Origin of the sequence: Burkholderia sp. B10 (genome assembly GCF_004368385.1) — a bacterium.
GTDB classification, from domain to species: Bacteria; Pseudomonadota; Gammaproteobacteria; order Burkholderiales; family Burkholderiaceae; genus Burkholderia; species Burkholderia vietnamiensis.
In genome coordinates, this window is sequence record NZ_PQMX01000039.1 from 52,055 (window position 1) to 65,389 (window position 13,335).

The window sequence follows — 13,335 nt, forward strand, 5'->3', positions numbered from 1 at the left end:
CGCTCGCCACGCCAGCTTCGCGCCGGCCGCTCACGTCTTGCCGGGCGATGCCTCGTCGCCGCTCGACCAGCCGCCGCCGAGCGCGAGATACAGCCGCACCGTCGCGAGCGCCTCGCCGGTCTGCGACTGCACCAGTTCGTCTTCGCGCCGCAGCGCGTCGATGCGCGCATCGAGCACGTCCTGCAACGTCCGCCGGCCGCCTTCGTAAAGGCGCCGGGCCTCGTCCGTGTTGCGGCGCGCGATCTCGAGCGTCGCCGCCAGCCGCTCGCTGCGCTGGTCGAAGCCGTGACGCACGCCATACGCGCTGTCGACTTCCTCGAGCGTCTGCAGCAGCGTCTTGTCGTGCTGCGCGAGCGCGGCCTGCAGGCGCGCATCGTTGGCCTCGATGTTCGAGCGGATGCGCCCCGCGTTGAAGATCGGCAGGTCGGCGCCGATGCCGATCAACCCGCCCGTGCCGCTCAGCCCCGGCAGGCCGTCGAGATGCACGCGGCCGTCGAGGCCGACGAACGTCAGATAGAAGCGCGGCAGCAGGTCGGCTTTCGCGCTGCCGAGCCGTGCGGCCTGCGCGCGCACCATCGCCGCCGTCGCGCGCACGTCGGGCCGGCGCTCCAGCACCGCCGACGGCAGCTCGCCCGCCGGCACGGCCGGCACCCGAAACGGCCCCGGCGCGGCCAGCGGCGCGGCCTGTTGCGGAGGCTGGCCGGCGAGGATCGCGAGCCGCCGCCTGCGCACGTCGATCTGGCTCGCCAGCGCGGGACGCTCGGCCTCGCGCGCGACGATCTGCTCGTTCACGCGCGCCACGTCGTAGCGCGTGGCCTGCCCGGCACGAAACCGCGCGTCGGTATAGCGTTGCAGCGCATGCAGCGTGACGAGGCTGCGATCGAGCAGATCGAGCCTGCGCTGCAGCCCTTGCGCTTCCAGGTAGTTCTGCGCGACGTCGCCCGCGATCGCGACGCGCGTGCCGCGCAGCTTTTCCTGTGCGGCGTCGGCCAGCAGCGCGGCGGCCTGCGCGTCGCTCGCGCGGCGGCCGAAGATGTCGACTTCCCACCCGGCCGTGATGCCGCCCGCATAACTGTCGAGATCGGGCGAACCGTCGGGCACCTGCGACGGATCGCGCAGGTTGCCGAAGCCGTGGACGCCGCCCGCCCGCGCGGACAGCGACGGATAGCGCGCCGATTCGGCGACCGCCGCGAGCGCGCGCGCCTCGCGCACGCGCGCCTGCGCGACGCGCACATCCGTGTTCGCCTGCAGCGCGTCCTCGACATGTCGGGCAAGCGCGGGATCCTGCCATTGCGACCACCAGTGCGCGAGGTCGGCTTGCGTGCCGTCCGCCGCCGGCACTTGCTCGAACGCGGCGGGAACGTCGCGCTGAGGCGGCACGTCGACCTTCACGATCGACGTGCAGGCGGCGAGCATCGCCGCCGCGATCGCGGCGGCCACGGCGGCGCCCTCTCGCCGGCGCGACGCACGCCCCGGCGCGCGATCCGGCACACGGCGCGCATCGGCACCCGTCGCGGGTCTCGCGCAAGCGTTCTGAATGATTCTGAAGTCGGTCATCGGCGATTCAACCTTGTTGCGCGAGCATCGAGCGGAAGCGCACGAGCGCCAGCGCGAGGAAAAGTCCGCCCGCCGCGGCGATGCCCAGCAGGCGCGGCCATACGATGTCGATGCCCGCGCCGCGGAACAGGATGGACTGGGTGAGCGCGACGAACTGTGTCGTCGGCAGCAGCTTCACGAACGGCTGCATCGCGACCGGCATGCTCTGCACCGGCGTCGCGGCCCCGGACAGCAGATACGCGATCGCATAGGTCGGGACGGCGAGCAGCCCGAACTGCGGCATCGCGGGCGCGAGCGTCGCGAGCCACATGCCGAGCGCCGTCACCGAGAACAGGTAGAGCGCGGTGCCCAGCGCGAACAGCGCGATCGATCCCTGCAGCGGCACTTTCAGCCACAGATTCACGACGAAGCACAGCGACAGCAGCGACACGACGAAGATCACCGAGCCGTTCGCGATGATCTTCGCGACGGCGATCTCGCTCGCGCGCACCGGCATCACGAGCAAGTGCTCGATCGTGCCGTGCTCGCGCTCGCGGATCACCGCGGCGCCGACCAGGATGATCGACAGCACCGTGATGTCGATGACGATCTGCATGGTCGACGTGAACCAGTACGATTCCGTGTTGGGATTGAACTGCACGCGCACGACGGCATTCACCGGCAGCCGCGCATCGAGGTTGCGCGCGCGCAGGAACGCGAACGTCTCGGTCGTGAAGATCTGCTGCAGGTACGCGGTGCCGAGGCCCGCCTGCGTCATCGCGGTCGCGTCGACCAGCACCTGCACCGAAGGCGAACGGCCCGCCAGCACGTCCGCCTCGAAGCGCGGCGGGATCTCGACCGCGAAAATGTAGCGGCCCCGGTCGAGCTCGGCGTCGATGTCCTGCCGGCCGACGTCGACCGGCGGCTTGAAATACGGCGGCTGGATCGCCGCGCGCAACTGCCGCGACAGCTCCGAGTGGTCGCCGTCGATGATCGCCACCGACGCGTTCGACACTTCGGCCTTGATCCCCTTCGCGACCGAGTAGACGGCGAGCGTGAACGCGAACACGATCAGCGCCATCAGCGTCGCATCGCTGAACAGGCTGAAGATCTCCTTGCGGCTGAGCCGCGCGACATTCTTGAACCATTGCGTCACGGCTAGGCCTCCTGCTTCGGCAACAGGCAATACGCGCCGATCAGGTAGAGCAGCGCGAAGCCCGACAGCGCGGCGTACATCGTGCCGAAGTGCGCGGCGCCCAGGCCCTTCGTGAAGCTGCCCAGGCTCACGAGCTGGAACCACGACGACGGAAAGCCGAGGCCCGCCCAGTAGCTGCTCCCGGTGAGCGTCGACACCGGATAGAGCAGCCCGGAGAAATTGACCGACGGAATCAGGCACAGAATCGCGGTGCCGAAAATCGCCGCGACCTGGGAGCGCACGAACGTCGACACGAGCAGGCCGAGGCCGGTCGCCGCGAACACGAACAGCAGCGCGCCGATCGAGAGCGCGACGAACGATCCCTTCAGCGGCACGCCGAGCACCGTGACGGTCAGCGCGACGAGCACGAGGTAGCTCACCATCGCGAGCCCCACGTAAGGCGCCTGCTTGCCGAGCAGGTACTCGCCGACGCCCGCCGGCGATGCATAGAGATTCGTGATCGAGCCCATCTCCTTCTCGCGCACGACGCCGAGCGCGGTCAGCATCGTCGGGATCAGGATCAGCGCGAGCATGATGACGCCGGGCGTAATCGCATAGATGCTGCGGAATTCCTCGTTGTAGATGAAGCGCGACTCGACCGACACCGGCAGTGCGGGCATCGCGACGCTCGCATGACGGATTTCCTTGCCGACGTAGTCGAGCAGCACCGCGTTCACGTAGGTGCCGATCGTCGCGCCGGGGAACGGGCTGGAGCCATCGACATGGAACGACAGCTCGGGCCGGCGCCCGGCGAGCAGGTCGCGGCCGAAGTCCGGCGGAATCTCGACGACCAGCTGCGCGTCGTCGGCCTGCAGCAGACGGTGCGCTTCGCCGTCGGTGTACACGTGGCCGGTCGGCACGAAGTAGCGCGAGCCGGAAAACTGCTCGACCAGGGTACGGCTTTCGAGGCTATGGTCGCGATCGAGCACCGCGAACCGCACGTTCTCCACGTCGAACGACACGCTCCATGCGGCGGCGAGCAGCAGCACCACCGGGCCGAGCAGCGCGAACGCGAGCCGCAGCCTGTCGCGCGCGAGTTCCAGCGACTCGCGGCGCGCGAAGGCCCAGATGCGCGCGAGCGAGCCGGCGGTGGGGGCTGTGGTGGGCGTTGCTTCGGGGGCCCCTTCGGCTGTCGCTTTGCCGGTTGCTTCGGCTGTCGCTTCGGCCGTCGCGTCCGCCTGAGCGTCAGGTCGCGCCGCATCCGGCTGGCGCGAGGCCGGCGCCGTCGCGCCGGCCGCCTCGGCTTCTTCGAGACAGGCCACGAACGCCTCTTCGAGCGTCGACGCGTGACGCTGCTCGCGCAATTCCTCCGGGCTGCCCACGGCGAGCACGCGGCCGCGGTGCATCAGCGAAATGCGGTCGCAGCGCGCCGCCTCGTTCATGAAGTGCGTCGAGATGAAAATGGTCACGCGTTCCTCGCGCGACAACTGGATCAGGTGCCGCCAGAACATGTCGCGCGCGCCGGGATCGACGCCCGAAGTCGGTTCGTCCAGGATCAGCACTTCCGGCTTGTGCAGGCATGCGGCCGCGAGCTGCAACCGCTGGCGGATGCCGAGCGACAGCGCGGCGGGCCGCTCGTCGGCGCACGGCTGCAGCTCGAAGCTCGCCAGCGACCGCTCGACGGCCTCACTCGCGCGCTCGCCCTCCATCCGGTAGAGCTTCGCGTGCAGGTCGAGGTTCTGCCGCACCGTCAGCTCCTCGTACAGCGAGAACGACTGCGACATGTAGCCGACCTTCATCCGCGTGTTCATGTCGGTCGCGTCGATCGGCTTGCCGAGCAGCGTCGCGGTCCCGCTCGTCGCGTCGAGCAGGCCCGTCAGCATCTTCATCGTCGTCGTCTTGCCGCAACCGTTCGAGCCGAGAAAGCCGAAGATCTCGTTGCGCTCGATCCGGAAGCTCACGTGATCGACCGCGACGAAGCTGCCGAAGCGCCGCGTGAGCCCGTCGGCGACGATCGCGGGCGCGCCGTCCTGCGGGCGCGGCGGAATCACAAGGGCGGCCGCGCCGGCGCCGCCGGCCCCCGGCAGGAGCGACACGTACGCCCGCTCCAGGTCGTCCGTGCCCGCGCGCTCGAGCACCGCCTGCGTGCTGTCGTTGACGAGCACGCGCCCGCCGTCCATCGCGACCAGATGCTCGAAGCGCTGCGCCTCTTCCATGTAGGCGGTTGCGACGATCACGCTCATGCCGCGATGCTCGGCGCGCAGATCGTCGACCAGCGTCCAGAACTGGCGGCGCGACAGCGGATCGACGCCGGTGGTCGGTTCGTCGAGGATCAGCAGGTCGGGATTGTGCACGAGCGCGCAGCACAGGCCGAGCTTCTGCTTCATCCCGCCCGACAGCTTGCCTGCCGGCCGGTCCGGAAACGGCGCAAGGCCGGTGGCATCGAGCAGGCGCTGGATGCGCGCCGCGCGCGCATGCGCATCGAGCCCGAACAGGCGCGCGAAGAAATCGATGTTCTCGTACACCGAGAGCGTCGGGTACAGATTGCGCCCGAGCCCTTGCGGCATGAACGCGACGCGCGGCAGGATCGCCTCGCGCCGGTCGCGCACGCGCAGGTCCGCGCCGAGCACCGACACGTCGCCCTGCTGGATGCGCTTCACGCCGGCGATGACGCCGAGCAGCGTCGACTTGCCGACGCCGTCCGGGCCGATCAGGCCGATCGTCGTGTGCGCCGGCAGCGACAGCGATACGTCGTCGAGCGCGAGCGCCGAGCCATAGCGATGCGACAGGTTCGCGACATGGATCGCGCCCGCCGCATGGCCAGCCCCCGACGTGCCGAGCGTGGCAGCCATCGATCAGCTCCCGCGCACGGCGAGCGCCGCGGGCCACGGATGCGCGCCATCGAGCCGCACGAAGCCGTTGCCGGTCAGGCCGGCCTTCAGCCGTGGCGCGAGACGCCGCGCCACGTCGACCGGCAACTGCAGCTTCACGCGATACATCAGCTTCGCGCGTTCGCCCGCGGTTTCGACGTATTTGGGCGTGAACTGCGCGTCGCTCGACACGAAGCCGATGCGCGCGGGAATCGGTTCGTTCGGGAACGCGTCGAGGACGATGCGCGCGTCGGCGCCGATCGCGAGCTTGCCCGCCTGCGGCGCCGGCAGGAAGATCGTGAAATAGATGTCGTCAGGGTTGAGCATCGTCGCGACGCGCCCGCCCGCGGGCAGCACCGCGCCGACTTCGACGATCCGGTACTCGACCCGGCCCGCGATCGGCGCGCGAATGGTCGTGTCGGCGAGCACGGTCTTCAGCCGCGCGATCTGCGCGTCGGCCTCGGCGATTGCCGCATGCGCCTCGTCGAGCCCCGAGCGGGCGGCCTGCTGGCCGGCCTCGGCGCCGTCGAGCGCGAACCGGCGGCGCTGGCGCTCGACGCCCGACACCTGCCCGTCGCCGAACAGCTTCGACGTCTCCGTCCATTCGAGGCCCGCCAGCCGCTCGTTTGCCGCGCTCGCATCGACCTCGGCGCGCGCGCGTGTCGCCGCGCCGGCCGCGCGCGTGCGCGATGCGCTGGCCGCGTCGAGCTGCGCCAGCAATTCCGAGTCGTCCTCGCGCGCGACCACCGCGCCCGCCGCGAGCACGTCGCCCTCGTGAACGGGCAGCTCGACCACGCGCCCGCCGTACTTCACCGCGACATCGATGCGCGCCATTTCGAGCCGCCCGTTCGCGAACGCGATATCGTCCGGCCATGCGCCGCGCCGGTCATGCACCCACCACGCGCCCGCGCCGGCCAATCCGACCGCCACGACCGCCGCGATCGCCCAACTGCGTCTTTTGTTCATCTGCACTCTGTCGACCATGGGTCAAATCAATGCGGGCACAACCGGCTGATCGCCGCATGCAACTGCTGCGAAACCGAAATGCCCGACGGAATTCATCGAATACATATCAACCATGGCAGTGCGCAATCTCCCGGAAATAAACCGATTCATTCGCATGACAATCGCCCAGCGCCCGACGCATTTCGCCTCACGCCTTACGTTCGTCCGCGAGACAAAACGACGCTGTCCGAATCGGACATAAAAACAAACGCGCGCCGCCAGCGCAGCGCCGGAAAAAAACACACGCCTGACTCGCCGTCCGCATTCGCCGATCGGAACCGCACCGCCGGCCTGACGCGCGGCGTCATTCGCCCGCGCGATTTCGCTGAAGCACAAGGTTCGTGGAACCGACGACCGCCGCCCATGCCCGCGGCCCTCGAAACATTGGGCCGGGCCGGGCAGACGCCGCGCACGGCAGGCGCGGCGCAGCGCGTTCCGCGGCGGCTTGCGTTCGCCACGGCTCTTTTCGCGGACAGGGCGAAACGGGAATCGCGCGGCGGCATAAACCCTGCGCGACGACAATCCTAGCGGATTTATCGCGACGCGCGAGCCTCATTACCGGATCGACAACGAAAATGCGACGACTGATTGACGCACCCGCTTTCGTCGCATCGCCATTTTTGCTGGCTTCGCGTCAGTTTAAATACGCACAACGATCCGGCGCACACTGGCAACGTATGCGTATGTTGCTCGCCACGCACAAAAACTACAATGTTGCGAGAGGACAAATATTTTATGATTCAGGCCAAAGCGATGTTTCCACGAGGTCCGTCGACATGAGTTTCGGGGAGTTCACGAGAGGCCCGGCGAGCGCGCGGCTTCTGATCGGTTTCGGACAGGAGCATGGCGTGCCGGCCGCTCGCCTGCTGGCCGGCACGCGCCTTGCCGCCGGCCAGCTCGACGACCCCAACCTGGAACTGGCCGCCGCGCAGGAGCTGTGCATCGCGCGCAATTTGCTGCGGCTGCTGAAGCACCCGCCCGGGCTCGGGCTCCAGGTGGGATGCCGTTATACGTTTTCGGTGCACGGGATGCTGGGCTACGGCCTGATCAGCAGCGAGACCGTCGGAGACGCGCTCACGCTCGCGCTGCGTTTCCTGCCGCTTTCCTACGCGTTCACCTCGATCACGTACCACGAGCACGAGCACGTCGGCGTGTTGCGATTCGGCGAACTCGATCACCTCGCGGACGACATCCGGCAATTTCTCGTCGAGCGGGACATGGCGGCCGCGGCCGTCCTGCTGCGCGACGTCCTGGGCGGCGACATCGCGTCGCTCCGTTTCGCGTTCAGGGGCGACGAGCCGCGGCCGGCGTACCGGCCGTCCCGGGCGTGGCCGACCGCGCTCGGCACGGAGCACGAGTTCTCCGCGCGCTTCAACAGCCTGTCGTTCGAGCGCTCGCTCCTGAGCCGCGCATTGCCGCATGCGAATCCGGTCACGGCGTCGATGTGCGAACAGATGTGCGCGCAGCTCATGGAATCGAGACGCGCGCGCACCGGCACCGCGGCGGCGGTCCGCCATCACTTGAGCGCCGCCGGGGCGGCACTGCCGGATCTCGGGCGCATGGCCCGCCTGATGAACGTCAGCGAGCGGACGCTGAAGCGCCGCCTGAGCGACGAGGGCGTCACGTTCCGGGAATTGCTGGCCGAGGCGCGCCGGTCGGCCGCCGAGAGCCTGCTCGGCGCCGACGACCTGACGCTCACGGAAATCGCCGGGCGGCTCGGCTACAGCGACCTGTCGAGTTTCTCGCAGGCGTTCAAGCGCCGGCACGGCATCACGCCGAGCGCATTCCGCAAGCGCGTGCGGAATTGAGATCGCGCGGCGCCGGATGCCGGTCGCGCACGCGCGATTTCATTCAGCAGAGCTTCGCCGGATCGGCGATCCGGAAGCTCGAATGCCCGCAGTGCCGCCCGCAATCCGGTTCGGCGCGACACCCCGTTGCGCTGTTCGAAATGCGCACCAGGCGCGGATTCGAGAGGAAAGAAGGCGTGAGGCCGAAGTAGCGCTTGAATGTCCGGCTCAGGTGCGCCTGGTCGGAGAAGCTGGTGGCATGGGCGACTTCGGTGAGCGTCTTGCCGGACGCGAACATCGACACGGCCTTTCGCGCCTTGACCCAAAGCAGGTACTCGCGGATGGACACGCCCGTCACCGACGCGAACAGATGCACGAGCCTGCTTTCCGAAATGCCGCACAGCCTCGCCAGCGAACGGGGATCGGTACGCACCGGGACGCGGGCCTTCAGGCAGCCTGCGACCGTCTGCACGCGGCTCTCGGTGGCCGGGAACGCGACGGCGTCCCCGAACAACGCATCGAGCACGCGCTGCGACGCCGCCGCGATGTCCGGGTCGCCCGGCGGCTTTCCGAGCGCGGCGCCAGACGTTTCCAGCACGAAGCCCTCGGCCTTCTTCGACAGATCGACGACCGGTTTCTCGCCCGGCACGTGACGCCGCAGGTATTGACTCAGCCGGCTCGCCGGGTCCAGCTGGATGCTGTACAGGCCGGTGGCATTGTTGACCTCGATCGACCGGCTGACATTTGGGGAAACCAGCAGGCACCGGCCCGTGTATGCGCCCCGCTCCGTGACGAGCCGGATTTCGTCGCTCGCGCCGATCACGATCACCATGGACGGGCGAGACGTCGAATCCCTCGATCCGAAGCGCGGAGACACGTATGTCGCAAAATCCTCGGAGATCGACAACGACGCAACAGGATCGCCCATACCTCACCTCTCAAACAGGAACGCGCCCATGCGCCCACGGTCTCTCGAATCGCTCGCGACCGGACGGAGCCTTCGCGCATCCGCCGTTTGCCACTCGCTGCTTTTCGTTCGAGTATAACGAAGCGGCTTCGCGCAAGAACAGCAAAAGCCTCGATTATTCGGACAGCATCCGGGATTCGTTCGGCGGGAGCCGGATGCGCCGGAATCCGCTTCGGCATGGGCGTGCGGGCGACGTGCGGGCGCGCGATGGCGATGGCACTGGCGATGCCAGCACCGCTGTATCGTTCGGGCGGGTGATCGCGCGATTCGCGCCGGATTCGCCAGACGCCTGCGCGCGGCCGCAGGCAATCGAGTGTGCGCTGCCGATGCCGACCGACGACGCCTTGCGCCGCGCGGCCGGCCGGAACGGCCGCACTGGCCCTAGCGCGCCAGCCGGCTCAGCGCGTGCCGGGCGATCATCAGTTCCTCGTTGGTCGGGATAACCCATACGTCCACCGCGCTTTTCGCGTCGCTGATGCGCGGGCCGTGGCGCGCGTTCGCGTCGGCGTCGAGCGACACACCGAGCCATGCCGCAAGCGTGCACACGCGCTCGCGCACAGCGTCCGCGTATTCGCCGATGCCCGCCGTAAACACGATCGAGTCGAGCCCGCCGAGCGCGGCCGCGAGCGAACCGAGCTCGCGCGAGATCCGGTAGCAGAACAGGTCGACCGCTTCGGCGGCCCTCGGATCGTCGCTGGCGAGCAGCGTGCGCATGTCGCTGGAGAGGCCGGACACGCCCAGCAAGCCCGAGCGCTTGTAGAGCAGCGACTCGATCGCGCGCGCGTCCATGCCGCCCTCCTCCAGCATCCACAGCACGACGCCCGGGTCGAGGCTGCCCGAGCGCGTGCCCATCACGAGCCCGTCGACCGCGGTGAAACCCATCGTGGTCGCGACGCTCCGGCAGTTGTCGAAAGCCGTCATGCTCGCGCCGTTGCCGAGGTGCAGCACGACCGTCTTGCCGTTCGCCGCGCGCGCGTCGTACTCGGGCAACACACCGGCGATGTACTCGTACGACAGGCCGTGAAAACCGTAGCGTCGCACGCCCCGGCTCGTGATCTCGGGCGGCAGCGCGAAGCGTGTCGCCACGGCCGGCTGCGTATGATGAAACGCGGTGTCGAGGCACGCGATCTGCGGCACATCGGGGTGACGCGCCCGTATGGAGCGGATCGCCGTCAGGTTGTGCGGCTGATGCAGCGGCGCAAGCGGGATGAGCGTCTCGAGTTGCGCGAGCACGCGATCGTCCACGCGCACCGGGGCCGAATAACCGTCGCCGCCATGCACGACGCGATGCCCGACCGCGACCAGCGTCGCATCGCCCGCGTGGCCGCGCAGCCAGTCGAGCAGGAACGCGATCGCGGCATCGTGCCCGAGGGACTCGCCGGCCGGCCAGACCCTGTGCTCGATCACGTCGCCATCCCTGCCTTTGACGGTGAAGCGCGGACGCTCGTAAATCTCTTCGAGCTTGCCGCCCGCGATCGGTTCGAGTTGCGCCGCGTCCACCGCGAATGCGTGAAACTTGATGCTGGACGAGCCTGCGTTGATGACGAGAACGACGTTCATGGCGTGGAAGGCAGCAAGCGCCGGATGCCAGCGGCGCGTCGGGATTGTCGGAGGGATCAGCTCTCGCAGACGATCGCGGAGAGCATGAGCGGAATGACCTGGTGTATCGCCGCGTGGCTGCCCGCTTGCCGCACGAGCGCTTCGACGGAATCGGTCGAGCCGAACACCACGGCGCCGTAGATCGGCCCCGACGGCGTCTTGCCGTTCCCCGGCTTGAACATCGGGTCACCCGGCTGGTATCCGAACACCGCGCGAACGCGCAGGCCGAATGCGGTGAGCCCTGCGTCGTGCCGGGGCTTGAACGCATTGACCGAATTGGCCTCGACGAGCATCGGCGACGGCTCGATGGACTGGTCGCTGATGAGCCGGGAGATGAACGCGTGCGCGCTGGATTTGCAGGTGAACTGCTCGTCGAGATCGTGCGCGAACGCGGACGCGGGACTCAGCCCCGCCCCCAGCATGACCACCGAAATCAGGGTGGCGAAAAAGGGCTTGTTCATGGCATGACCGTTGAATGTCTTCTGCTCGATGCCGCTGCGGCGCAAGCCGTTCTGCCTGTCGCGACAATGCGGAGCGAAAAGGGATCGGCGTGCCGAAACGGGTTGCGCGCTTTCGACGGCCGATGCCGCCGCGCCATTCCCCTTTCTTTTCATGGCGGCCTCCCGCGAAAATACCATCATAGGACGGTATTCTGCGTACAAAAGTTTCTTTTGAAAAAGGCGCAAAGGGGAAACGGCACGCGGCGGCAATCGCGCCATGCCGCGCCGCGAAGCGGACGGGCCGCGCTTAGTACATGTGCTGGCCGCCGTTCATCGCGACGTTGCTGCCGGTCATGAAGCCCGCGGCATCGCTGGCGATGAAGGCGACCAGCGCCGCGATCTCGTCGGGCTGCCCGAGGCGGCCGACCGGAATGCCGGCGACGATCTGCTTGAGCGTATCCTCCGGCACGGCCGTCACCATCTTTGTCGCCAGATAGCCGGGCGAGACGGTATTGACCGTCACGCCCTTCCTGGCGACTTCCTGCGCCAGCGCCTTGGTGAAGCCGTGAATGCCGGCCTTGGCGGCGGAGTAGTTGGTCTGGCCGAATTGCCCCTTGCTGCCGTTGATCGACGAAATGTTGATGACGCGGCCCCAGCCCCGCTCCACCATGCCGTCGATGAACGGTTTCGTGACGTTGAACACCGAATCGAGATTGGTTCGCAGCACCGCGTCCCAACCGTCTTTTTCCAGCTTGCGGAACGTGGCGTCGCGGGTGATGCCGGCATTGTTGACCAGGATGTCGACATGCAGCCCGTCGGCCCGAATCCGATCGGCCATGCGCTTGCAGGACTCGAAATCGGCGACGTTCGCGTCGTACGAGTGAAACCGGTAGCCTTTGTCCGCCTCGCCGGCGAGCCATTCGGCCGCCGAGGCCGCGTCGCGCGCATGCGTGACCAGCACGCGGCATCCCGCGTCGTACAGCGCGCGGGCAATGGCCTCGCCAAGCCCCCCCATGCCCCCGGTCACGAGGGCGGTGCGATCCTGGGTCGTCGTCATCTCATGCCTCCTTTCGCACTTTCGCGTTGGCGACGGCCGTGGCGCCCTGCCACGCGCCGCTCCATTGCTTGATGAAATCCTGCGCGGACGACGCGGCGTTGACGCCTCCGGCGACCTCGCCGACCGCCTTTTGCCAATCCCCCAGCGCCTGCTGCAAGCCGGCGGTGAAGGCCGCCTGACTCTTGACGGCTTCCCGCGCGACCGCCTGGGCATCGTCGGCGCGCCGCTGGAACAGACGCCCGAGCGATTCGGCCGGCAACGCCGCGACGGACGGCCAGTCCGTCTTTCCGCGCAGCGTCTCGATCTCCGCCGCGGATTCGGCAATGCTGTCGGCGGTCGCGCGCTCGACCGCTTCGAACCACTGGCGTCCGCTTTCCTGCAGGAGACGCGCGATACGCAATTGAAATTCTCGATTGGTTTTGTAAAGGTGCAGGGAAATCGGTTCGGTAATCATGTTCGTTTGAATTGGCGAAATATCGAAAACTGAGCGGACTGAAAAATGCACAGAACTTCGCGGCATTCCACGCATTCGCATTTATCCGGCGCGCGTCTGCCACGGCAAACGCTGGAATTGTGCGGCCGATAATCCGGTACTGCTTGAACAAAACCGCTATTCCCGAGGCTTTGTTGCACAAAAGACGTCCAGGACGGCATAGCCCCCACCCCAGACGGATTTATGCTGTTGATTTCCACCGAATCTTGACCCACCGTTTTCATCTAAATCTGACCCACCCCGAGACAGCGTAGTACATCTATTCCGGTGTGGATAACTCCTCACTGCCTGCGGCTTTTGCTGCTCTCTTTCTGGTTGCCTTCGCCTTGGCAGAACTGGACTTGAAGCGCCAGGATTCATTGCCCGTTTCGACGATGTGGCAGTGATGGGTGACGCGGTCCAGCAGCGCCGTCGTCATCTTTGCGTCCCCGAACACGGTCGCCCAC

Annotated in this window: 12 protein-coding genes; 1 reads left to right on the forward strand and 11 read right to left on the reverse strand. The window is 67.8% G+C overall.

Annotated features, from left to right (window positions below; genetic code table 11):
* Window positions 1-30 precede the first annotated feature (30 nt).
* From C3Y15_RS19715 to C3Y15_RS19735, 5 genes are all read right to left on the reverse strand, one after another.
* Window positions 31-1,440: a TolC family protein gene (locus C3Y15_RS19715; RefSeq protein WP_243860254.1), complete on the reverse strand. Its 1,410-nt coding sequence runs from the start codon at window positions 1,438-1,440 to the stop codon at window positions 31-33.
* Between the two features lie 124 nt (window positions 1,441-1,564).
* Window positions 1,565-2,692, reverse strand: a complete 1,128-nt coding sequence (locus C3Y15_RS19720; RefSeq protein WP_011880252.1) for an ABC transporter permease — start codon at window positions 2,690-2,692, stop codon at window positions 1,565-1,567.
* A 2-nt stretch (window positions 2,693-2,694) separates the two neighbouring features.
* The gene (gene rbbA, locus C3Y15_RS19725; RefSeq protein WP_011880251.1) at window positions 2,695-5,523 is read right to left on the reverse strand and encodes a ribosome-associated ATPase/putative transporter RbbA; all 2,829 of its coding nucleotides are present in this window, start codon (window positions 5,521-5,523) and stop codon (window positions 2,695-2,697) included.
* 3 nt (window positions 5,524-5,526) lie between these two features.
* On the reverse strand, window positions 5,527-6,525 hold the full coding sequence (locus C3Y15_RS19730) for an HlyD family efflux transporter periplasmic adaptor subunit (protein WP_011880250.1): 999 nt from the start codon (window positions 6,523-6,525) through the stop codon (window positions 5,527-5,529).
* A gap of 3 nt (window positions 6,526-6,528) precedes the next feature.
* Window positions 6,529-6,882 (reverse strand): hypothetical protein, encoded by a 354-nt coding sequence (locus tag C3Y15_RS19735; protein WP_134206856.1) that lies wholly within the window; start codon window positions 6,880-6,882, stop codon window positions 6,529-6,531.
* A gap of 440 nt (window positions 6,883-7,322) precedes the next feature.
* Here C3Y15_RS19735 and C3Y15_RS19740 point away from each other — a divergent pair, with 440 nt between their 5' ends.
* Complete coding sequence (locus tag C3Y15_RS19740) at window positions 7,323-8,354, forward strand: AraC family transcriptional regulator (protein WP_011880249.1); 1,032 nt, start codon at window positions 7,323-7,325, stop codon at window positions 8,352-8,354.
* 43 nt (window positions 8,355-8,397) lie between these two features.
* Here C3Y15_RS19740 and C3Y15_RS19745 read toward each other — a convergent pair whose 3' ends face one another.
* The 6 genes from C3Y15_RS19745 to C3Y15_RS19770 all read right to left on the reverse strand — a co-directional run.
* Complete coding sequence (locus C3Y15_RS19745) at window positions 8,398-9,261, reverse strand: AraC family transcriptional regulator (protein WP_124260157.1); 864 nt, start codon at window positions 9,259-9,261, stop codon at window positions 8,398-8,400.
* 420 nt (window positions 9,262-9,681) lie between these two features.
* Window positions 9,682-10,860: an acetate/propionate family kinase gene (locus C3Y15_RS19750; protein ID WP_011880246.1), complete on the reverse strand. Its 1,179-nt coding sequence runs from the start codon at window positions 10,858-10,860 to the stop codon at window positions 9,682-9,684.
* A gap of 56 nt (window positions 10,861-10,916) precedes the next feature.
* A complete protein-coding gene (locus C3Y15_RS19755; protein WP_012218126.1) occupies window positions 10,917-11,513 on the reverse strand; it encodes a hypothetical protein in 597 nt (198 codons plus the stop codon).
* A gap of 133 nt (window positions 11,514-11,646) precedes the next feature.
* Window positions 11,647-12,396, reverse strand: a complete 750-nt coding sequence (phbB, locus tag C3Y15_RS19760) for an acetoacetyl-CoA reductase (RefSeq protein ID WP_012218127.1) — start codon at window positions 12,394-12,396, stop codon at window positions 11,647-11,649.
* A 1-nt stretch (window position 12,397) separates the two neighbouring features.
* Complete coding sequence (locus C3Y15_RS19765; RefSeq protein ID WP_011880243.1) at window positions 12,398-12,850, reverse strand: hypothetical protein; 453 nt, start codon at window positions 12,848-12,850, stop codon at window positions 12,398-12,400.
* Window positions 12,851-13,148: 298 nt separating this feature from the next.
* On the reverse strand, window positions 13,149-13,335 hold a 187-nt coding region (locus tag C3Y15_RS19770; protein ID WP_166677060.1), incomplete at its 5' end, for an ATP-binding protein.

Coding starts and splice junctions, on each gene's coding strand:
- C3Y15_RS19755 (WP_012218126.1), bottom strand. CDS start 11,513: ATGAAAAGAAAGGGGAATGGCGCGGCGGCATCGGCCGTCGAAAGCGCG.
- C3Y15_RS19740 (WP_011880249.1), top strand. CDS start 7,323: ATGAGTTTCGGGGAGTTCACGAGAGGCCCGGCGAGCGCGCGGCTTCTG.
- rbbA (WP_011880251.1), bottom strand. CDS start 5,523: ATGGCTGCCACGCTCGGCACGTCGGGGGCTGGCCATGCGGCGGGCGCG.
- C3Y15_RS19745 (WP_124260157.1), bottom strand. CDS start 9,261: ATGGGCGATCCTGTTGCGTCGTTGTCGATCTCCGAGGATTTTGCGACA.
- phbB (WP_012218127.1), bottom strand. CDS start 12,396: ATGACGACGACCCAGGATCGCACCGCCCTCGTGACCGGGGGCATGGGG.
- C3Y15_RS19765 (WP_011880243.1), bottom strand. CDS start 12,850: ATGATTACCGAACCGATTTCCCTGCACCTTTACAAAACCAATCGAGAA.
- C3Y15_RS19750 (WP_011880246.1), bottom strand. CDS start 10,860: ATGAACGTCGTTCTCGTCATCAACGCAGGCTCGTCCAGCATCAAGTTT.
- C3Y15_RS19730 (WP_011880250.1), bottom strand. CDS start 6,525: ATGGTCGACAGAGTGCAGATGAACAAAAGACGCAGTTGGGCGATCGCG.